We start from the raw sequence: 20761 nt of genomic DNA, 5'->3' as shown, positions 1-20761 counted from the left end.
GGGGCTCGAAGGAGGGCTTCAGCGGATCGCGCGCTCCCTGGAGCCCTCCTTCGAGGCTTCGCTTTTGGCGAAGCGCCTCAGGATTGAGGGGGCTGGGTGGGAAGAACCGAGCGGCGCCGTCATCCGCTTTCGCGACGGTGCAGGCACAACGACGAAGGCGCGGCCCCTTTCGGGACCGCGCCTTTCGATGTCGTCGGATGATCGAGGGAGCGAGGCTTACTCGCCCGCCTCGCGACGGCGCTCGCCGCGGTCGCGGCGGGGGCCGCGGTCGCCGCGATCACCCCGGTCGGAGCGCTCCTCGCGCTCCGGCTCGCCGCGCTCCGCGCGCTCGGCCTTGAGCTTCTCGGTGATGTCCTCACCGGTCTCCTGATCGACGACCTTCATCGACAGGCGGATCTTGCCTCGCTCGTCGGCGCCGAGGAACTTCACCTTGACCTTCTGGCCTTCCTTCACGACGTCGCCGACCTTGGCGACGCGCTGCGGCGCCAGTTCGGAGATGTGGACGAGGCCGTCCTTGGCGCCGAAGAAGTTCACGAAGGCGCCGAACTCCATGATCTTGACGATCGTGCCGTCGTAGATCGTGCCGGCCTCGGGCTCGGCGACGATGGAGCGGATCCAGTTGTAGGCCGCCTTGATCGCCTTACCGTCGGACGAGGCGATCTTGACGATGCCGGTGTCCTCGATGTTGATCTTGGCGCCGGTCTTTTCCACGATCTCGCGGATGATCTTGCCGCCGGTGCCGATCACGTCGCGGATCTTGTCGGTGGGGATCTGCATCGTCTCGATGCGCGGCGCGTACTCGCCGAGCTCCGGACGGGCCGCGGTCAGCGCGTTGGCCATCTCGCCGAGGATGTGGGCGCGGCCGTCCTTCGCCTGGGCGAGGGCGATCTTCATGATCTCTTCGGTGATGCCGGCGATCTTGATGTCCATCTGGAGCGAGGTGATGCCCTCGTCCGTGCCGGCCACCTTGAAGTCCATGTCGCCGAGGTGATCCTCGTCGCCGAGGATGTCGGACAGCACCGCGAAGCGCTCACCTTCGAGGATGAGGCCCATGGCGATGCCGGCGACCGGGCGGCGGAGCGGCACGCCCGCATCCATCAGCGACAGCGAGCCGCCGCAGACGGACGCCATCGACGAGGAGCCGTTCGACTCGGTGATCTCGGACACGACGCGGATCGTGTACGGGAACTCGTGGGCCGGCGGCAGCACGGGCCGGATCGCGCGCCAGGCGAGCTTGCCGTGGCCGATCTCGCGGCGGCCGGGCGAACCCATGCGGCCGGTCTCGCCGACGGAATAGGGAGGAAAGTTGTAGTGGAGCAGGAAGCGCTCCTTGTAGGTGCCTTCCAGCGCGTCGATGAACTGCTCGTCCTCGCCGGTGCCGAGCGTCGCGACGACCAGCGCCTGCGTCTCGCCGCGGGTGAAGATCGCCGAGCCGTGGGCGCGGGGCAGCACGCCGACTTCCGACACGATCGAGCGAACGGTCTTCACGTCGCGGCCGTCGATGCGCGAGCCGGTGTCGAGGACGTTCCAGCGGACGACCTTCGACTGGGCCTCCTTGAAGGCGGCCTTGACCTTCTCGGCCGAGAACTTCTGCTCGCCCTCAGCGGGGCAGAGCGCGGCGACCACCTTCGCCTTGACGGCGTCGACGGCCTTGTAGCGCTCCTGCTTGACCGTGATCTTGTAGGCCTCGCGCAGCTCCGTCTCGGCGATGTCGAGCACCGCCTTCTCGACATCGGCGTTCTCCGGCGGGGAGAAGTCGCGCGGCTCCTTGGCGGCCTTCTCGGCCAGCCGAACGATCGCCTCGATGACGGGCTGGAAGTGCTTGTGGCCGAACATCACGGCCCCGAGCATCACCTCCTCGGAGAGCTCTTTGGCCTCGGACTCGACCATCAGCACGGCGTCCGTGGTGCCGGCGACGACGAGGTCGAGGGTCGACTCGTCCTTGATCTCGGTGACCGGCGGGTTCAGCTTGTAGCCGCCGTTGATGAAGCCGACGCGGGCCGCGCCGATCGGGCCCATGAACGGCACGCCGGAGATGGTCAGCGCGGCCGAGGCCGCGACCATCGCGACGATGTCCGGATCGTTCTCGAGATCGTGGGAGAGAACGGTGACGACGACCTGGGTGTCGTTGCGCCAGCCCTCGATGAAGAGCGGGCGGATCGGCCGGTCGATCAGGCGGGAGACCAGCGTCTCCTTCTCGGAAGGACGGCCCTCGCGCTTGAAGTAGCCGCCCGGAATGCGGCCGGCGGCGTAGGCGCGCTCCTGGTAGTTGACCGTGAGCGGCATGAAATCGATGCCGGCCTTGGGCTCCTTGGCGGCGACCACGGTCGCCAGCACAGTGGTCTCGCCGTAGGTGGCGACCACGGCGCCGTCGGCCTGGCGGGCGGTCTTGCCGGTTTCCAGAACGAGCTTGCGGTCGCCCCAGATCAGCTCTTCGCGTTGAACGTCGAACATATGTCTTCTGCCTTCATGCATGCGGTCGGGCGTACCCGGCGCCGCCAGAGGCAAGACGGCGAGGCACTCGGGAACCCGAGTGCCTCGCGATCCTGCCCCGGCGCCTCGCGCCTCGAAGCCGCCCGTGCGGACCGGCCGGGCCCCATGCCCGGACGATCCATAGCGAAACGCGGTCCCGAGGGACCGCGCGGCGTTGGTCGAAAACCCTTAGCGGCGGATGCCGAGGCGCTCGATCAGGGAGCGGTAGCGGCTCTCTTCCTTGCGCTTGAGGTAGTCGAGCAGCGAGCGGCGCTGCGAGACCAGCTTCAGGAGGCCGCGGCGGGAGTGGTTGTCCTTGCCGTGGGTCTTGAAGTGACCGGTCAGGTTGGTGATCCGCTCGGTGAGCAGCGCCACCTGGACCTCCGGCGAACCGGTGTCCTTGCCGCCCTGCGCGTATTCCTTGATGAGCGCGGTCTTGCGCTCGGCCGTGATCGACATCGGCTTGCCTTTCAGGTGGGGTTTGGTCGGGAGCACCGCCCGCAACGGGGTTTTGGCGCTCGAATGCTTGCGGTCGGGCCGGTGCCGGGATGTCGTCCAGCACGGTCAGCCGCAAGCGGCACAAGCCCCGCCCGTCAGCCGGGTCGAGGCGGGGCGGACCATACACGAAACCGCGGGAAGCGCCAGGGGTGGGGGAAGAGGCGAACGGACGTGCCTCCCCGACCGAGCGCGAACCGGCCGGGGAGGGGTAAACGCAGCCGCGGGCCGGCTCAGTCGTCGTCGCCGTCCCGGTCGCGCTTGTCCGCTTTCTTGGAAGCCTTCTCGGTGACGGCGCCGCTATGGGGATCGACCTTCACCTTGACGCTGCGGCCGTCCTTCACGGCCTTGCCCTCCCACACGCCGTCATCGGCCTCCAGGCCGCGCACGCCCGAATAGCCGGCCCCTTCGAGGGCGCGCACCGCGCCCTCGATCGGCATCCAGTCGGGGCCGGGCCGGTCGTCGGCGAGCGCCGGGGCGGTGAAGAGGCCGGCCGCAACGAGGCCGACGGCGAGGGTCTTGGTGGCGAAGATCCGGGTCATCGAAAGCTCCTGGACTGGAAGAAGACCCAGTCCTGATAGCGGCCGGCGCCCCGCGCGCGCCTGACGGCTGCTGTCAGGCAAATGTCAGAGTCGCGGACGCCGAGCCTTCGCGCCCGGTCGCGGATCGGCTACACCGCCGCCGACAGGATCAGCGGCAGGGACCGGACGGATGAGCGCGGATCACGGCACGGCGGGAGCGGGGTTCACCGCGATTGTGCTCGCCGCCGGCAAGGGCACGCGGATGCGCTCGGATCGGCCCAAGGTGCTGCACGCGCTGGCCCACCGCACGATGCTCGGCCACGTGCTCGCGGCCGTACAGGAGGCGGGCGCGCAAAACCTCGCCGTGGTGGTCGAGCCCGGCCGCGCGGACGTGGCCGACGAGGTCGCCCGCATGGCGCCGGGCGCCAGCACCCATCCCCAGGCCGAGCGCCTCGGCACGGCGCACGCCGTGCTCGCCGCCCGCGACGCGATCGAAGGCCGTCAGGCCGACGTGCTGGTGGCCTTCGGCGACACGCCGCTGATCACCGCCGAGACCTATGCCCGCCTGCGCGCGCCCTTGCGCGAGGGCGCGGCGGTCGCGGTGCTGGCCTTCGAGGCGCGCGACCCCACCGGCTACGGCCGGGTGCTCACCGAGAACGGTCGCGTCGTGGCGATCCGCGAGGAGAAGGATGCGAGCGCGGACGAGCGGGCGGTGCGGCTGTCCAATGCCGGGCTGATGGCGCTGTCGGGCCAGCACGCCCTGTCGCTCCTCTCCCGGATCGGCAACGACAACGCCAACCGCGAATACTACCTCACCGACGCGGTCGCGCTCGCCGTCGCCGACGGCCTCGCGGTCACCGTGGTGGATGTCGCCGAGGACGAGGCGCTCGGCGTCAACGACCGGGTCCAGCTCTCGGTGGCCGAGGCTGCGATCCAGGCGCGCCTGCGCCGGGCGGCGCAGCTCGGCGGCGCGACGCTGATCGCCCCCGAGACCGTTTTTCTCAGCGCCGACACCGTGCTCGGCCGCGACGTGCTGGTGGAGCCCCACTGCGTGTTCGGCCCCGGCGTGGTGATCGGCGATGGCTGCACGATCCGCGCCTTCTCGCACCTGCACGACGCCCGGCTGATGGCGGGTGCCGACATCGGCCCGCATGTGCGCCTGCGCGGCGGCGCGGTGCTGGAAGAGGGCGTCCATCTCGGCAACTTCGTCGAGATCAAGAACGCCACCCTGCACGCGGGTGCCAAGGCCTCGCACCTGACCTATCTGGGTGATGCCGAGGTGGGCGCGGGCGCCAATATCGGCGCGGGCACCATCACCTGCAATTACGACGGCGTGTCGAAGCACCGGACCGTGATCGGCGCGGGCGCCTTCATCGGCTCGAACTCGGCGCTGGTCGCCCCCGTCCGCATCGGCGACGGCGCGCTGGTCGGCGCCGGCTCGGTCATCACCCGCGACGTGCCCGCCGACGCCCTGGCGCTGGCCCGCGGGCGGCAGACGACTCGCGAGGGCGCCGCCAGGGTGCTGAAGGAGACTCTGAAAGCAGCGAAAGCCGCGAAAGCCGCAAAGCGGGATTGATTGCCACCACCGTCATTCCGGGGCGCCACAGGCGAACCCGGACCCGAAGGCGCGCGCCGGAGGCGTGCAATCCACGACTGGCCTCGACGCTCTGTCTCAGCCGCGCATCACGGGTGGATTCCGGGTTCCGCTGCGCGGCCCCGGAATGACGGCCGAGGTTTGGCAATGAGGCTGGTGCCTGCTCGCAAAGCTCCATCCAAACCCTGGCCTTGTGCCGCCGCGATCCGGTACAAGCCCGGTTTCGCGCGCCCCCTCGAGGTCCGTCCCTTGCACGGAAAGAGGGCGGAGCGGGGCGGCGTCCCGTTTCGGGATGCCGGAATGTGTGCGGCCGGGCGGCGTTGAGGATCGGACCATGTGCGGAATCGTCGGCATCGTCGGGCGCGAGTCGGTGGCGGATGGGCTGGTCGAGGCCCTGCGGCGGCTCGAATATCGCGGCTACGATTCCGCCGGGGTCGCGACGCTGGAGCACGGCCGGCTGGAGCGTCGGCGCGCCGAGGGCAAGCTCGCGAACCTCCAGATCAAGCTGTCGCAGGCGCCGCTGTCCGGCGCCATCGGCATCGGACACACCCGTTGGGCCACGCATGGACGCCCCAACGAGACCAACGCCCACCCGCACGCCACCGAGCGGCTGGCGGTGGTGCATAACGGCATCATCGAGAATTTTCGCGAGCTGAAGGAAGAGCTTCAAGCCACCGGAGCCCGGTTCGAATCCGACACCGACACCGAGGTCGTGGCCCGGCTGGTCGATCACCTGATGGCGCAGGGCAACGGGCCGGTCGAGGCGGTCGCCGCGGCGCTGCCGCGCCTGCGCGGCGCCTTCGCGCTGGGCTTCCTGTTCGCGGGGCAGGAAGACTTCCTGATCGGCGCCCGTCACGGCGCACCGCTCGCCATCGGCTTCGGAAGGGGCGAGACCTATCTCGGCTCCGACGCCCTGGCGCTCGCCCCCTTCACCGACGAGATCACCTATCTCGAAGAGGGCGACTGGGCGATCCTGACCCGCGAGGGCGCCGAGATCCGCGACATCGACGGCGCGGTGGTCAAGCGCCCGCGCCAGCGCATCGCCACGCAGGCCTACCTCGTGGACAAGGGCAACCACCGCCACTTCATGGCGAAGGAGATTCACGAGCAGCCGGAGGTCGTCGGCCGCACGCTCGCCCACTACGTCGACATGGCCGGTGGCCGCATCGCGCTCCCCGGCGCCCTGCCGTTCGACTTCGCAAAACTGTCGCGCCTGTCGATCACCGCCTGCGGCACCGCCTTCTATGCCGGCCTCGTGGCCAAGTACTGGTTCGAGACGATCGCGCGGCTGCCGGTCGAGATCGACGTCGCCTCCGAGACCCGCTACCGCGAGCCGCCGCTGGAGCGAGACGGTCTGACGCTGGTCATCTCGCAATCCGGCGAGACCGCCGACACGCTGGCCTCGCTGCGCTACGCCAAGTCACAAGGGCAGCACACGCTCAGCGTCGTCAACGTGCCGACCTCGACCATCGCGCGGGAATCCTCCGCGGTGATGCCCACACTCGCCGGCCCCGAGATCGGCGTGGCCTCCACCAAGGCCTTCTCGTGCCAGCTGACCGTGCTGCTCTGCCTCGCCATCGCGGCGGGCCGGGCGCGGGGCACCCTCGACGCGGCGCGTGAGCGGGCGCTGGTCGATGCGCTCATCACCGTGCCGGGGCTGATGGCGGAATCGGTGAAGCTGGAGAGCGAGGTCGAGGCGCTGTCGCGCGAGATCGCCAAGGCCCGCGACGTGCTCTATCTCGGCCGCGGCACCAGCTACCCGATGGCGCTGGAAGGGGCGCTGAAGCTCAAGGAAATCAGCTACATCCACGCCGAAGGTTACGCGGCGGGCGAACTCAAACACGGCCCGATCGCCTTGATCGACGAGAGCGTCCCGGTGATCGTCATCGCCCCCCACGACGCGATCTTCGAGAAGACGGTCTCGAACATGCAGGAGGTCGCGGCCCGCGGCGGCCGGATCATCCTCGTCGGCGACGCCCGGGGTGCCGACGCCGCCGGGCTCGACATGCTGGCAACGCTGACCATGCCGGACGTGGACCCGGTGGTGGCCCCCATCGTCTACGCGGTGCCGGTGCAGCTCATTGCCTACCACACCGCCGTCTTCATGGGGAAAGACGTGGACCAACCGCGGAATCTGGCGAAGTCGGTGACGGTGGAGTAGGGCGCCCAGAACCTTGCCGGGTCCGACGCAGCGGGGCTAACCTTTGCCGGTTCGTGCCGAAGGATCGTCATGGCCGCAGCGCAGGCCCTGCCGGAGCAGGTGGTCTTCGTCGATGTCGAGACGACGGGGCTCGGCGCCGCCGACCGGATCGTGACGCTGGCCGCGATCCATCTCGACACCGCGAGCCTGTCGGCGGGCGCACCCGTGCTCGACCACATCCATCTCGCCTTCGATCCGCGGCGGGACTGCCATCCGAGTGCCGCGGCGGTGCACGGCTATTCCGATTGGGACCTGCGGCATCAGGAGCCGTTCTCGGCGCACGCGGCGGCGATCCACGCCTTCCTGCATCGGGCGCCGCTGGTGGTGGCCCACAACGCAGCGTTCGATCTGCGCTTCGTGGCGCAGGAATTCGGCCAATGCCGCCTGACGCCGCTGGCGTCGCGCGCCTTCTGCACCATGCAAACCTACCGCGACCGCGGCCATCCGGGTTCGTCCTCGCTCGATGCCGTCTGCGCGAAGATCGGCGCCCGCCGGGCCGGGGCACGCCACGGGGCCCTGGAGGATGCGTGGCTGGCGCTGCGGGTCTTCCTCTGGCTCCACGGCCACAAGGGCGGCCTGCCCATGCCCGAGACTTTTCGCGGCGGCCCGACCAACTGGATCGCCCCGCCGCCGATGCCGGAGGGGCCGTGGCCGAAGCGGGCGCGGAAGGGGTGAGGCCGGCTCCGTCCGCGACAGCGCCGCAGGGGCGCCGTCGCAAACGACAAAAGAATCAGGTCCGCCAGGGGTGGTCCGGCAGTTCCGTGTCGCCGACGACCTGGGCGCCGGCGAGCGCCACCGCGTCGTCGTTCTCGACCGAGGAGCCGCTGACCCCGATGGCGCCGGACATCTCGCCGTCGGAATCGACGATCGGGATGCCGCCGGGGAAGGTGATGAGGCCGTCGTTCGAGTGCTCGATGCCGTAGAGCGAGCCGCCGGGCTGCGACAACTGGCCGATGGCGCCGGTCTTCATGCCGAAGAACACCGCCGTCTTGGCCTTCTTCTGCGCGATGTCGATGGAGCCGACCCAGGCGCCGTCCATACGGTGGAACGCCTTGAGGTTGCCGCCGGAATCGACCACGGCGATGCACATCTGGGTGCCGAGCTCCACCGCCTTGACGCGGGCGGCCTCGATCGCCTTCTCGGCCTGCTCGATGGTGACGTGCATGGCGTGTCCTCCGTAAAACGCTGGGCCTCACGGGCCCGAGGGCCGAGGTATGCGTCAAGCCTGGCCGATCAAGTCGCCTCGCGCGCCATCGATCTTTTTCGCGCTGCGCCGTCGCGTCCGACGGCGCAGCGCGGCCGTTCAAGCCTTGAGCCGCCCGGTTCCAACCGCTACGTCTCTGCCGGGGGTCCCTGTCCCTGGGCGGCGTCGAAAAAGCCCGCCGTCCCGGCTCCGTCGCCCGAGGTGCATTGCGTGGCGCCCACCCTGTCGCCGATCCCCGAGGCTCCGGACGCCGCGTCCTCGAAGAAGCGCGTCAGCGCCCGCGGGCGGCTGAGGACCTACTTCCTCACCGGCATCATCGTCGCGGGGCCTCTGGCGATCACGATCTACATCACGTGGTGGTTCATCACGCTGATCGACGGCTGGGTGAAGCCCCTGGTGCCGGCCAACTACCTGCCAGACCATTACCTGCCGTTCTCGATTCCCGGCCTCGGCCTAGTCATCGCCTTCGTCGCCCTGACGATGCTGGGCTTCCTCACCGCCAACCTCGTCGGGCGCTCGGTCATCGAGTTCGGCGAGGTGTTGCTCGCCCGCACGCCGGTCATCTCCGGGCTCTACAAGGGCCTGCGCCAGATCTTCGAGACGCTGTTTTCGGCCAACGGCACCTCGTTCCGCACCGTCGGGCTGGTCGAGTTCCCGGTGAAGGGGACGTGGTCGGTGGTGTTCCTCTCCGCCCCCGCCGCGACCGAGGTGCGAGACGCGCTCCAGGCCAAGGAGGGCGGCGCGCACGACTATGTCGGCGTGTTCCTGCCCTGCGCGCCGAACCCGACCACGGGGTTCTTCTTCTACCTGCCGCGCTCCGAGATCGTGGAGGTCGGCATCAGCGTGGACGACGCGGCCAAGCTCGTGATGTCGGCGGGCGTGATCCAGCCCGAGGACCCGCAGGCCCGCCTCAACGCCATGGCGGCGACCTTGCGCCAGACGCAAGGTGCCCCGGACATGGAAAAGGCGCGCCGGGAGCCGGCGCGCCAGGATGGCTGATCAGGAGAAAGAACCGAACGGATCAGTGCTGCAGCGAGGCCTTCTCGGCCGCGATGGTCGGCGGCGAGGCGTCGGCGACCTGATTGGTGGCCGCCGGGCGGGCGACCGGGCCGTTCCAGTCGGTCGCGACCTGAGCGGTCAGCAGCAGGGCCAGCACGGCACAGAGCGCGTTGGCGGCGATCCAGAACCGGCGCGAGGACTGCTTCACCGCGCTCATGAGCGCGTCGGCCGTGGTCTCGTCGCGGCTCACGCGGTCGCTGATCGGCATCAGCCAGGGCTCGGCGGAAAGGGCGTCGGCTCCCCAATTCTCGGAGGAACCCGGCAGGCGTTGGAACGGTGCGATCGACATGGCGACCCTCCTTTTTTCCAGTGGCACCCCGGTCTACGAGGCCGTTTGTTCATCTCCAGTTAAGCGGCAATTGGGGCAGATACAAGGTAATTCCCGATTTTCCGCCTACTGCCCCGCTCATCCGGGCTGTCCGTCGGCCCAGTCAAATCCCTGATCTTGTTGGCAAAACGTCGATAGCGCGCGTCGGCGCTGCGACATTCTGCTGTCCTTTTCGGCCGCTTCCGCTTTCCTGAACGGGCCGTTCAGTTTCACGGGTTTTCTGAACGAACCTGAACGGATTCGCGTTCCAGCCCCCGGCTCACCCCGCTCCGATCAGCCGGATCGCCGCCTCGCGCTCGAACAGGTAGAGCAGCACCCGGAGCGCCCGCCCGCGCTCGCTCTGGAGCCGAGGGTCGCGCTCGACGATGAGCCGGGCGTCGTCGCGGGCGGCTTCCAACAGGTCGCCGTCGCTCTCCAGCCGGGCGAGCCGGAAGGCCGCCATGCCGGACTGGCGGGTGCCGAGCACCTCGCCCTCGCCGCGCAGGCGCAGGTCCTCCTCGGCGATCCGGAACCCGTCCTCGCTGGCGCGCATCATCTCAAGCCGCGCCTTGGCGACCTGCCCCAGCGGGCCGCGATAGAGCAGCAGGCATGACGAGGCCTTGGAGCCGCGCCCCACCCGGCCGCGGAGCTGGTGGAGCTGGGCGAGCCCGAAGCGCTCGGCATGCTCGATCACCATGATGGTCGCCTCGGGCACGTCCACGCCGACCTCGACCACGGTGGTGGAGACCAGCACGCGGGTGCGCCCCGTTGCGAAGGCCTCCATCGCGGCGTCCTTGTCCGGCCCCGGCATCTTGCCGTGGATCAGGCCGACCGCGTCGCCGAAATGCTGCTTCAGATCCTCGAACCGTTCCTCGGCCGCGGCGAGGTCCACGAACTCGGATTCGGCCACCAGCGGGCAGATCCAGTAGACCCGGTCGCCCGCCTGAAGCGCCCGGTGCAGCCCCTCCACCACGTCGCCGATGCGCTCGTTCGGGATCGTGATGGTCTTGATCGGCTGGCGCCCGGCGGGCTTCTCGTCGAGAACCGACACGTCCATGTCGCCGAAGAAGGTGAGCGCCAGCGTGCGCGGGATCGGGGTCGCTGTCATCACCAGAATGTCGACCGCCTCGCCCTTGGCGCCGAGCGCGAGGCGCTGGTGGACGCCGAAGCGATGCTGCTCGTCCACCACCGCGAGGCCGAGATCGCGGAACGCCACCGCCTCCTGGAACAGCGCGTGGGTACCGACCACGATGTCGATGTTGCCGGACGCCAGATCGGCCAGCGTCGCCCGGCGCTCGGAGGCCTTGTCGCGGCCGGTCAGCAAGCGAAGGCGCAGGCCCTCGGTCAGCGGCACGAGGCGCTCGTAGTGCTGGCGGGCCAAAATTTCGGTGGGTGCCATCAACGCGGCCTGCCGCCCGGCCTCGGCCGCCGAAGCCATGGCGAGCAGCGCGACCGCGGTCTTGCCCGAGCCGACATCGCCCTGAAGCAGGCGCAGCATGCGCCGGTCGGAGGCCATGTCGGCGCGGATCTCTTCGACCGCGCGGGACTGCGCCCCGGTGAGGCCGAAGGGCAGGGCGGCCTCGACACGCGCCTTCAGGGTCCCGTCGCCGGCATTCACGCGGCCGGGCTTGCGCCGCTGGCGGGCGCGCAGCAGGGCGAGCGCGAGCTGCGAGGCCAGCAGCTCGTCGTAGGCGAGGCGGCGTCGGGCCGGGCTCGGCGGCGGGGTCTCGCCCTCGCGCGGCGGCGGGGGCGCCTCCTCCGGGCGGTGCTCGATCCGCAGCGCATCGGCGAAGGCCGGGAAGCGGTTCTGCGCCAGGAAGGCCGGGTCCTGCCATTCGGGCAGCACGGGCAGCCGCTCCAGCGCGCCGTGGACGATTCGGCTGATGACCCGCGAGGTCAGGCCCTCGGTCGCGCCGTAGATCGGCTCGACCGCGGGCAGGCTCGCGAGCCCCTGCTCGTCGAGGATGCGGGTCGGATGCACCATCTGCCGGTAGCCGTCCCACAGGTCGATCCGGCCGGAGACGTAGCGATGACTGCCGAGCGGCAGCATCTTCTCGATGCGGCCCTTGGGCATGCCGAAGAACACGAGGCTGATGTCGCCGGTCCCGTCCTCGACCAGCACCCGGAAGGCGCGCTTGCCGAGGCCCGGCGGGCGGTGCGCCGCCACGGTCACGCCGAGCGTCACCGGCTCGCCGGTCGGCGCATCGCGGATCGAGCCGCAGAGCGGCCGGGCGACCCCGCTCTGGGGCAGATGGAACAACAGGTCGGCCACGCGGGCCGGACGCTCTTCCGAGCCCAGCAGTTTTTCGATGAGCGGCGCGATCTTCGGTCCGACGCCGGGCAGGCCGCGGGCGGGGGCGAAGAGCGCGTCGAGGATGCTCGGACGCAGCGACGGGGCGTCGTCCCGCGCGGGGCGGGGAGGGGCGTCGTCATCGGCGGTGAGGGTCAGGGGTGTGTCGGGGATCATGGGTCTCATGAAGCGCGGGACCGGCGCGGCCGCCACGATACTCCGCTTAGCCGCAGGCCCGCATCTGCGCATATGGCATCACGCGCGTGTACGGTTTGCCCATCGGCGGACACCCCTCTACATGCCTGTCGTCACCACGAGAGCCATCTCGGAGGGATTCGTCTCCATGTCCGGCACCACCCGCTCCAGCGCCGACCTCGACCCGCGCCGCCGCCGCACCCTGTTCCGGGCGTGGCACCGGGGCATCCGCGAGATGGACCTGATCATGGGCCGCTTCGCCGATTCCGAGATCGGCGACCTCTCGGAGGCGGAGCTGACGCAGTTCGAGGCGCTGATCGAGGTGCCCGACCGCGATCTCTTTCGCTGGCTCACCGGCGAGGACGCGACGCCGGAGAACTACGACACCCCGGTCTACCGCCGGCTCCAGGCGTTCCATCGGCACGACGCGCCGATCCATAACTGAGGCGACAGCCGACCCCTTGTCCCATCCATCCCCCTCATCCTGAGGTGCTGAGCGTCAGCTCAGCCTCGAAGGAGGGCTCCAGAAGTCGCGCGATCTCTGGAGCCCTCCTTCGAGGCCGCCGCGACCGCGCCGGCACCTCAGGATGAGGGGGATGGTTTGGATCGAGGACGATCCACGCAGCGCCTGTCCCGATCCGTTTTTGTGAACTGTCACGCCCGATGGCCAAGCCCCAGCCCAAATCCCCGGCCAAACCTCAGGCCCCCGCGCCGAAGCCGCAGACCGCCCGGTTCGCGCTGCCGAAATCCGCAGCCCTGACCAAGGCGCTCGATGCGTTGAAGCGCGGCGACAGCCCGACGCTGGCCTCCGTGCCCGACGGGTTCGACGCGCTCGTCGTCGCCGACCTCGCCCGCGCGCTGTCCGGCTCGTTCGAGGGCCCGGCGGTACTGGTGCATGTCGCCCGCGATTCCGGCCGCTCCAACGCGTTCCAGACCGCGCTGAAATTCGTCGCCCCCGAGATCGAGGCGATGAGCTTTCCGGCCTGGGACTGCCAGCCCTACGACCGCGTCTCCCCGAACGGCGCCATCGCGGCCCAGCGCATGACCGCGCTCTCGCGGCTCACCCGCTCGCGCTCGTCGGAGGAGAAGCCCCGCATCCTCTGCACCACGGTCAACGCCCTGGTGCAGAGGGTGCCGCCCCGCGCCAAGGTGGCGGTCGAGACGTTCTCGGCCGCGATCGGCAACGTGGTGCCGATGGACAAGGTGGTGGCCTGGGTCGAGGCCAACGGGTTCTTGCGCACCGGCACCGTGCGGGACACGGGCGAATACGCCGTGCGCGGCGGCATCCTCGATCTCTCGCCGCCCGGCCTGCCGAACCCGATCCGCCTCGATTTCTTCGGCGATACCCTGGAGTCGATCCGCGCCTTCGATCCGGAGACGCAGCGCACCGTGGGCTCCTTGCGCTCCCTCGATCTCGTGCCGATGAGCGAGGTGCAGCTCACCACCGAGACGATCCGGCGCTTCCGACAAGGATATCTCACGAGTTTCGGCGCCGCGACCCGCGACGACCGGCTCTACGAGACGGTGAGCGAGGGCCGGCGCTATGCCGGGCTCGAGCATTGGATGCCGTTGTTCTACGACGGCCTCGACACGGTGTTCGATTACCTCGGCGACGTGCCGATGGTGTTCGACGCGCAGGTGGAGGAGGCGGCGACCGAGCGCCTCTCGCTGATCCAGGACTACTTCTTGGCCCGCGAGAGCGCGCTGAAGAACCCGCAATCGGGCGTGGCGCCCTACAAGCCGCTGCCGCCCCGCGCGCTCTACCTCACGCCCAACGAGTGGAAGGCCAAGGTCGAGGCCGCCGCGGTCGCGCGGCTCACGCCGTTCGCCCAGCCGGATTCCGACGAGCGGGCGGTGATCGATTGCGGCGCCAAAGCGGGGCGAAACTTCGCCCCCGAACGCGCCGACGAGGCGGCCAGCGTGTTCGACGCCGCGGTCGCGCATATCCGCGACCTCCAAGGATCCGGGCATCACGTGATCCTGGGCTCGTGGTCCGACGGCTCGCGCGACCGGCTCTGCGGCGTGCTGACCGACCACGGCCTCAAGAAGCCGATGGAGATCAACACGCTGACGGCGGTCAACGCGCTCAAGCGCGGCACCGACGTGGCGATGGCGGTCTGGGGCCTGGAATCCGGCTTCGTCATCGACCGGCTCGCCGTCATCGCCGAAGGCGACATTCTGGGCGACCGGCTGGTGCGCCAGAAGCGCAAGTCGAAGCGGCCCCAGGACATCATCCTCGAAGTCCAGGCGCTCCAGCCCGGCGACCTCGTGGTCCATTCCGACCACGGCATCGGCCGCTTCGTCGGCCTCAAGACCGTGACGGCGGCGGGCGCCCCGCACGATTGCCTGGAGCTGCATTATACCGGCGGCCTGCTGCTGCTGCCGGTGGAGAACATCGAACTCCTGACCCGCTACGGCTCGGAGGATTCGGAGGTCGCCCTCGACCGCCTCGGCGGCGGGGCGTGGCAGGCCCGCAAGGCCAAGATGAAGCGCCGCATCCTCGAGATGGCGGCCGAACTCATCAAGGTCGCCGCCGCCCGCTTCGTGAAACCCGCGCCCTCGCTCAAGGCGCCGGAGGGCCTCTACGAGGAATTCGCCGCCCGCTTCGCCTTCCAGGAGACCGAGGATCAGGCCACCGCCATCGACGCGGTGCTGGACGACCTCAATGCCGGCCGTCCGATGGACCGGCTCGTCTGCGGCGATGTCGGCTTCGGCAAGACCGAGGTGGCGCTCCGCGCGGCCTTCGCCGCCGCGATCTCCGGCAAGCAGGTGGCGGTGGTGGTGCCGACCACGCTCCTGGCCCGCCAGCACTACCGCACCTTCGTCGAGCGCTTCAAAGGCCTGCCGATCAACATCGCGCAGCTCTCGCGCTTCGTCTCGGCCGGCGATCAGCGCCAGAACCGGGCCGGGCTCACCGACGGCAAGGTCGACATCGTGGTCGGCACCCACGCGCTCTTGGCCAAGAACGTCGCCTTCAAGGATCTCGGCCTCATCATCGTCGACGAGGAGCAGCATTTCGGCGTGGCCCACAAGGAGCGGCTCAAGGCGCTCCAGGCCGACGTCCACGTGCTGACGCTCTCGGCCACACCGATCCCGCGCACGCTGCAACTCGCCATGACGGGGGTTCGCGAACTTTCGATCATCGCCACGCCCCCGGTGGACCGCTTGGCGGTGCGCACCTTCGTGACGCCGTTCGACCCGCTGCTGATCCGCGAGGCGCTGCTGCGCGAGCGCTACCGCGGCGGCCAGTCGTTCTACGTGGTGCCGCGCATCGAGGACTTGGCCGAGGTCAAGCGCTTCCTCGATCAGGAGATGCCCGAGACCACGGTCGCGGTCGCCCACGGCCAGATGGCGGCGGGGCAGCTGGAGGACGTCATGACGGCGTTCTACGAGGGCAAGTACGACGTGCTGCTCTCGACCACGATCGTCGAATCCGGCCTCGACATCCCGACCGCCAACACCCTGATCGTCCACCGGGCCGACATGTTCGGTCTCGCCGCGCTCTATCAGCTGCGTGGCCGCGTCGGCCGCTCCAAGGCGCGGGCCTACGCCCTGTTCACGACGCCGGCCAACCGCCAGCTCACCGCCCAGGCCGAGCAGCGCCTCAAGGTGTTGCAGAGCCTCGACATCCTCGGCGCGGGCTTCCAGCTCGCCTCCCACGATCTCGACATCCGCGGCGCCGGCAACCTTCTGGGCGACGCGCAGTCCGGTCACATCAAGGAAGTGGGCTACGAACTCTACCAGCAGATGCTAGAGGACGCCGTCACCGCGCTGAAAGCCGGCATCGAGGAGCCGCAGGCCGAGGCGTGGTCGCCGACCATCGCGCTCGGCGCCCCCGTCACCATCCCCGAGGATTACGTCGAGGACCTGACGGTGCGGCTCGGCCTCTACCGCCGCCTCTCGACCCTCGAGAACGACGCCGAGATGGAGAGCTTCGGGGCCGAGCTGATCGACCGCTTCGGCCCGCTGCCGCCGGAAGTCGAGCAACTGCTCAAGATCGTGACGATCAAGATCCTGTGCCGCGACGCCAACGTCGAGAAGGTGGAGGCCGGCCCGAAGGGCGTCGTCGTCCACTTCCGCGACAAGTCCTTCGCCAACCCGCAGGGGCTCGCCGCCATGGTCGTGGAGCAGGGCTCCTTCGCCAAGGTCCGCCCCGACATGAGCGTGGTCTTCATCCGCGAACTCGACACGATCCCCGAGCGCCTGAAGGTGACGACGCAGATCATGCGCGGGCTGGTGACGATCGCCGGGCGGGGGAAGAAGAAGGCGGCGTGAGTGGCCTCGCCCCCCGGCACCGCCAGATCGCCTTGCTGCGTCCGTCGGCGCCTTGTCACCGCTCGGCCGCGATGTACGTTTACGATACGTGTCGCCAGGAGGTGGACTCCCATGACCCGCGAAGCGTTCTTCCATTTCCGCCAAGCCGCACCGCTCGACACCTTCCGCGATCTCGACCACGTGATGCTGACGGCCGACGTCGCGATCGATGACGGCGCGACGATGCCGGCGGGCAGCGAGGGAATCGTGCTCAGCGTCTACCGGGACGGCGTGGCCTACGTAGTCGAGTTCGCCGAGCCGGTCGGCTCGTTGGCGACTGTCCAGGGCGCTTCCCTCCGCCTCGTCGAGCGTGCCGCCGCTTGAGCGCCCATCCTTGGCCGAGCCTCTGGCAAATCGCAGAAGACAAGCTCGTCAGATACTTGCTGGACATCGATCACCCCGTGGGTGGGGCCAAGGCGAAGTTCTTCCTCGGTTTCGGCTTCTCTCCCGCAGAGTCGGAGGCGTTCGCGTCCGCCCTCGCGGCACATCCCTGGCTCAACGCGCAGGGCCGGCTCATAACGCCGCCGATCGGTCTTCCCCGCCTCACGTTCGAAGGGCCGCTCATGGCACCCGACGGGCGTTCGCCGCGCGTGCGCACCGTGTGGGAACTGACGCCGGACGATACAGCCCGGTTTCTCACGGCCTATCCGTGCCGATGACGATGATTTTCCTCAAAAACCGCCCAATAAAAATCGCGCCTTGCTAAATTCTCGTTTGAGGCGCATGGTTCTGATCATCGATACGAGGCCGGATTCTCTGGGCCGTGACGCCTCCGCAGGGCGGTTCTCTTTTTCCTTCGTCATCGATGATCTGTATGGGCTCGGCGCCAAGTGGCGCAGAGGCCCTCGACACGTACCCTGCGGAGAACAAGGAATTTACATGCAGACCGGCACCGTCAAGTGGTTCAACGATCAGAAGGGCTTCGGCTTCATCCAGCCTGAGGACGGCTCGAAGGACGTGTTCGTCCACATCTCCGCCGTCGAGCGCGCCGGCCTGCGCGGCCTCGCCGAGGGCCAGAAGGTCTCCTTCGTGATGGAGACCGATCGCCGCTCCGGCAAGCAGTCGGCTGGCCAGCTTCAGGTCGCCTGATCCGCGATCTCGCCTGATGTCGAAGCCGCTCCGCCCGGGGCGGCTTCACGCGTTTTCGCCGGGTCTCACCCCCGAGCCCGGCCCGTTCAAGGAATTTACGTGAGCTTCGCCAAGCAGAACTCGTTCGACGACCGCCGCCAGAATTCGGCCTCCGCCCGTGAGGCGATGCTGGCCCGCTTTCGCGCCCGCCCCGCCGGCGACGATCCGGCCGTGCTGGCCCGCCAGGCCGAGCGTCAGGCCATCGCCGCCGCCCGCGAGGAGCGTACCCAGGAGCGCGAGATTCAGCGCCGGCTCGAAGCCGAGCGACAGGCCGCCCTCGCCGCCGCCGAAATCGCGGCCGAAGCCGAGCGCAAGGCCGCCGAGATCGAGGCCGCCGCCGAGCGCGCCCGCGTCGCCCAGGCCAAGCAGAAGGAAGAGCGCGACGCGCGCTACGCCGCCCGCAAGGCCAAGATCAAGCTGCGGCGCTGAACGAACGCGTTCGCTGCGCGGGTCGGCCTCCGACCCGCGGCCCCTTCCGCGTCTGAGACCGGAGAATCCGATGTCCCACAAATTCAAGCTCGGCCAGCGTGTCCGCCGCGCGCCCACGCACCAGACCGACACGCGCCTCGGCTTCGGCGAGGTCGGCGAGATCGTCCGGCTGATGCCCGACGACCCGACCGGCGAGCCGTCCTACCGCATGCGCTCCGGCGCGGCCGAGCGGGCGGTGCGCGAGAGCGAGATCAGCCTCGCGCTCTGACGAGAGCATCGGCCTGAAAGGTGGGAACCGACTTTCGGGAAGCGTCGATGCGGCACTGTGGCCATGAAAAAGGCGGCCCGCTGGGAGCCGCCCGTCACCGTCCCGCCATGGAACGGGTCTACAGTTCCGGCTCGTTGAGCACGTAGGGGCCGATCCGGCTCTTGAGATCGACCGGCGCGCCGGGGCGGAATCCTGCGTCGTCGATGTCGATCACCGGGATGCCGCCGGCGCGCATCTGCTCGCGCAGGCGGGCGGCGAGCGCCGCGATCTCCGGGCTGGCGCGGCCGGAGAGCTGGAACAGGATGGCGGCGGGGCGGGCGATCACCGCCAGCACGTCGTCGGCGGCTTCGATCGAAGCGGTGACGCTCGCATAGCCGAGCCCCGCGAGGTCGGCAGCGAGAGAGCGGTCGATGGCCCGATGGCCATCATCGACGACGAGTACTTGTTGCAGCGCACCCATAAGCTTCAGCGTTATCCCATGTCGCACCCCGTGTGAAGGGGCACCGACAATAACCCGCCCCGTCGCGATTGGTTCGCCGACCATCGAGACGCGGAAACGCGAAACGGCGCGCGATGAAGCGGCTCTGAACGGCGCCGCAGCATCTGGGATCGGGGTCGGCGCGCCGTCGCGGGACTCCGGCAAACCATTGGAATCACGAAATTTTAACGGCGCTGTTCCGGCTCGGTGCAGGCGGCCAGAACGCTCGACGGGCGATTCTCACGCAGGCGCAAAAAAGTCGTCTCCATCCTGTCGGCATCGATGCGGAGCGCCGCCACGTCCACGCCGGTGGCGAGCCCGGCGAACAGGATCGCGGCGTAGGGGGTCTCGTGCCACGCTGCCGGGTTTGCACTGCGGGGCGTTCCCCGCTGCAGCGCCGCGGCGGCGCAGGCCTGTCCGCGGAAGGCGAGACGTGCGTCGTTACCGTGGCGCATCTCCATCAGCCCAGCGGGGAGCGCCAGCCGCTCGGGACGGCCGAGCGCCTGCGAGACGTCGCTTGGCCCCCCGCGCCGGCCCGAGAGCAGGGCGGTCTCGTCGAAGGCCACCGTGTCGATCACCGTGTCGAGGCGTAGCGCCTGGGCCCCGCCCGGCGCCCGGCTGCGGGCCGGCAGGCGCGCGGGCGCGCGGTGGACGAAGACCGCCGAGCGCAGTTCCGGCGGCAGGTCGCGGCCCGCGAGGTTGTTCTCGAGAAAGGCCGGGGCGACGAGATGGGTCGGGCCGGGGCGGCGCAAGGCGTTGGCGAAGGCGGCGCCGTCGAACAGCGGCAGCACTTCGAGGGTGGCGCTGGCGACGATCGCGGCGGCGAGGCCGGTGGCGAGGCCGCGCAGGTCGTGCGGGCCGATCAGGCTGAGGATGCGCTCGCCCGGCGCGACGCGGGCCGCCACCAGATGGGCGGCGGCGGCGGCCACCAGCGCCTCGCTGCTGCGGAAGACCGGACAGTCGGGATCGCCGCCGGCGAAGGTGACGAATCCGGCGGGCGCGGGCGGGCGCTCCGGGGCGGGCCCGGCCGGGCCGTCGAGGACGAAGCGGTCGAGGTTGATCACCCCGTCGGGCACGTCGGGGCCGAAGGCCGCGAGGTAGCGCAGGCCGAAATAGCGCATCGCCACGGTGCAGAGCCGCTCGGCCGGCGCCGCGCCGCCGAGACGGGCCTGGGTCAGCACCGCGGCGAGGCCCACGCCCTGCGCGGCGGCGAGCAGGCGCTCCTCGTCCCACGAGACCGGCAGCATCACGGCGACGTGGCCCGCGGCCTCGACCGCGAGGATGGCGAGCACGCTCTCGGCCGAGCCCGGCAGGCACAGGCCGATGCGGCTGCCCGGCGGCAGCCGCCAGCCGCGCAAGCCCCGGGCGAGGCGCTCGACGATCTCGGCCGCCGCGGCGTAGGTCCAGGTGATGGCGGGCCGCCCGCTCCAGGCCGGCTTGTCGGCGGGGTCGATCACCGCGATCCGGTCGGGATGGTGCCGGGCGGTCGCCGCCAGCAGGCTGCCGAGGCCGATCCGGCGAAGCGGCGCGCTCGGGGGGGCCGGCGGGACGGCCTCTCCGGATGATGATTCCTGCGTGATCGCCCGATGCGCCGACACGCGCTGCCCCTCGCTACCCGTCCGATGTGGGACCGTTATGGTTAAGCAATCTTTAATATGAGCGGCGCGAAACAGGGCCGATGGCCCCGTTCCGTGCGCCCGGCGGACGCCGGCCGCTCCGCATTCGCGGGGGCGATCGGCAATGAGGGACCATCGCCGACCGGACGAAGCGCCTCCTCCGTTCACGGCGTGTGCCGCAAAAAAGCCGG

General features: G+C 69.9%; 19 protein-coding genes. 11 read left to right on the top strand and 8 right to left on the bottom strand.

Annotated elements, in window-relative coordinates; translation table 11 throughout:
• Window positions 1-216: 216 nt before the first annotated feature.
• The 3 genes from pnp to ASG52_RS00560 form a co-directional block, all read right to left on the bottom strand.
• On the bottom strand, window positions 217-2454 hold the full coding sequence (gene pnp, locus ASG52_RS00570; RefSeq protein ID WP_056237522.1) for a polyribonucleotide nucleotidyltransferase: 2238 nt from the start codon (window positions 2452-2454) through the stop codon (window positions 217-219).
• A 207-nt stretch (window positions 2455-2661) separates the two neighbouring features.
• Window positions 2662-2931: a 30S ribosomal protein S15 gene (gene rpsO, locus ASG52_RS00565; protein WP_056238344.1), complete on the bottom strand. Its 270-nt coding sequence runs from the start codon at window positions 2929-2931 to the stop codon at window positions 2662-2664.
• 269 nt (window positions 2932-3200) lie between these two features.
• Complete coding sequence (locus ASG52_RS00560; RefSeq protein WP_056237518.1) at window positions 3201-3509, bottom strand: PepSY domain-containing protein; 309 nt, start codon at window positions 3507-3509, stop codon at window positions 3201-3203.
• A 169-nt stretch (window positions 3510-3678) separates the two neighbouring features.
• On the opposite strand from ASG52_RS00560, the gene glmU reads away from it, so the two are divergent.
• From glmU to ASG52_RS00545, 3 genes are all read left to right on the top strand, one after another.
• A complete protein-coding gene (gene glmU / locus ASG52_RS00555; RefSeq protein ID WP_056237515.1) occupies window positions 3679-5064 on the top strand; it encodes a bifunctional UDP-N-acetylglucosamine diphosphorylase/glucosamine-1-phosphate N-acetyltransferase GlmU in 1386 nt (461 codons plus the stop codon).
• A gap of 352 nt (window positions 5065-5416) precedes the next feature.
• The gene (gene glmS, locus ASG52_RS00550; protein ID WP_056237511.1) at window positions 5417-7243 is read left to right on the top strand and encodes a glutamine--fructose-6-phosphate transaminase (isomerizing); all 1827 of its coding nucleotides are present in this window, start codon (window positions 5417-5419) and stop codon (window positions 7241-7243) included.
• Between the two features lie 69 nt (window positions 7244-7312).
• Window positions 7313-7957: a 3'-5' exonuclease gene (locus tag ASG52_RS00545; protein WP_056237509.1), complete on the top strand. Its 645-nt coding sequence runs from the start codon at window positions 7313-7315 to the stop codon at window positions 7955-7957.
• A 55-nt stretch (window positions 7958-8012) separates the two neighbouring features.
• Here the strand turns inward: ASG52_RS00545 and ASG52_RS00540 are convergent, their stop codons facing one another.
• A complete protein-coding gene (locus ASG52_RS00540; protein WP_056237506.1) occupies window positions 8013-8447 on the bottom strand; it encodes a GlcG/HbpS family heme-binding protein in 435 nt (144 codons plus the stop codon).
• A gap of 249 nt (window positions 8448-8696) precedes the next feature.
• On the opposite strand from ASG52_RS00540, the gene ASG52_RS00535 reads away from it, so the two are divergent.
• A complete protein-coding gene (locus tag ASG52_RS00535) occupies window positions 8697-9485 on the top strand; it encodes a DUF502 domain-containing protein (RefSeq protein WP_056237503.1) in 789 nt (262 codons plus the stop codon).
• 22 nt (window positions 9486-9507) lie between these two features.
• Here ASG52_RS00535 and ASG52_RS00530 read toward each other — a convergent pair whose 3' ends face one another.
• Window positions 9508-9834, bottom strand: a complete 327-nt coding sequence (locus ASG52_RS00530; RefSeq protein WP_056237499.1) for a hypothetical protein — start codon at window positions 9832-9834, stop codon at window positions 9508-9510.
• A 298-nt stretch (window positions 9835-10132) separates the two neighbouring features.
• Window positions 10133-12319, bottom strand: coding sequence for an ATP-dependent DNA helicase RecG (recG, locus tag ASG52_RS00525; protein WP_056237496.1), 2187 nt, complete (start codon window positions 12317-12319; stop codon window positions 10133-10135).
• A 166-nt stretch (window positions 12320-12485) separates the two neighbouring features.
• Here recG and ASG52_RS00520 point away from each other — a divergent pair, with 166 nt between their 5' ends.
• The 7 genes from ASG52_RS00520 (at window position 12486) to ASG52_RS00490 (ending at window position 18476) form a co-directional block, all read left to right on the top strand.
• Window positions 12486-12782 carry an FAD assembly factor SdhE gene (locus ASG52_RS00520; protein ID WP_056237495.1) on the top strand — a complete coding sequence of 99 codons (297 nt, stop codon included), beginning with the start codon at window positions 12486-12488 and terminating at the stop codon, window positions 12780-12782.
• Between the two features lie 218 nt (window positions 12783-13000).
• Window positions 13001-16612 (top strand): transcription-repair coupling factor, encoded by a 3612-nt coding sequence (mfd, locus tag ASG52_RS00515; protein ID WP_056237492.1) that lies wholly within the window; start codon window positions 13001-13003, stop codon window positions 16610-16612.
• A gap of 111 nt (window positions 16613-16723) precedes the next feature.
• A complete protein-coding gene (locus ASG52_RS00510; protein WP_056237489.1) occupies window positions 16724-16975 on the top strand; it encodes a hypothetical protein in 252 nt (83 codons plus the stop codon).
• Window positions 16972-17310 carry a DUF6883 domain-containing protein gene (locus tag ASG52_RS00505; RefSeq protein WP_056237486.1) on the top strand — a complete coding sequence of 113 codons (339 nt, stop codon included), beginning with the start codon at window positions 16972-16974 and terminating at the stop codon, window positions 17308-17310. The genes ASG52_RS00510 and ASG52_RS00505 overlap by 4 nt, the downstream gene beginning before the upstream one ends.
• A gap of 220 nt (window positions 17311-17530) precedes the next feature.
• Window positions 17531-17740, top strand: coding sequence for a cold-shock protein (locus ASG52_RS00500; protein WP_056237482.1), 210 nt, complete (start codon window positions 17531-17533; stop codon window positions 17738-17740).
• 99 nt (window positions 17741-17839) lie between these two features.
• On the top strand, window positions 17840-18208 hold the full coding sequence (locus tag ASG52_RS00495; RefSeq protein ID WP_056237478.1) for a DUF6481 family protein: 369 nt from the start codon (window positions 17840-17842) through the stop codon (window positions 18206-18208).
• 70 nt (window positions 18209-18278) lie between these two features.
• On the top strand, window positions 18279-18476 hold the full coding sequence (locus tag ASG52_RS00490; protein ID WP_056237475.1) for a hypothetical protein: 198 nt from the start codon (window positions 18279-18281) through the stop codon (window positions 18474-18476).
• Window positions 18477-18594: 118 nt separating this feature from the next.
• On the opposite strand, the gene ASG52_RS00485 is transcribed toward ASG52_RS00490, so the two are convergent.
• Window positions 18595-18936, bottom strand: coding sequence for a hypothetical protein (locus ASG52_RS00485; RefSeq protein WP_056237472.1), 342 nt, complete (start codon window positions 18934-18936; stop codon window positions 18595-18597).
• Between the two features lie 203 nt (window positions 18937-19139).
• Window positions 19140-20552, bottom strand: a complete 1413-nt coding sequence (locus ASG52_RS00480) for an AMP-binding protein (protein WP_082552280.1) — start codon at window positions 20550-20552, stop codon at window positions 19140-19142.
• Window positions 20553-20761 lie beyond the last annotated feature (209 nt).

The sequence above is a fragment of the Methylobacterium sp. Leaf456 genome (genome assembly GCF_001425465.1).
Taxonomy (GTDB): domain Bacteria; phylum Pseudomonadota; class Alphaproteobacteria; order Rhizobiales; family Beijerinckiaceae; genus Methylobacterium.
The sequence above is the reverse complement of the archived record's forward strand: the minus strand, read 5'-3'. Positions and strand labels throughout refer to the sequence as shown.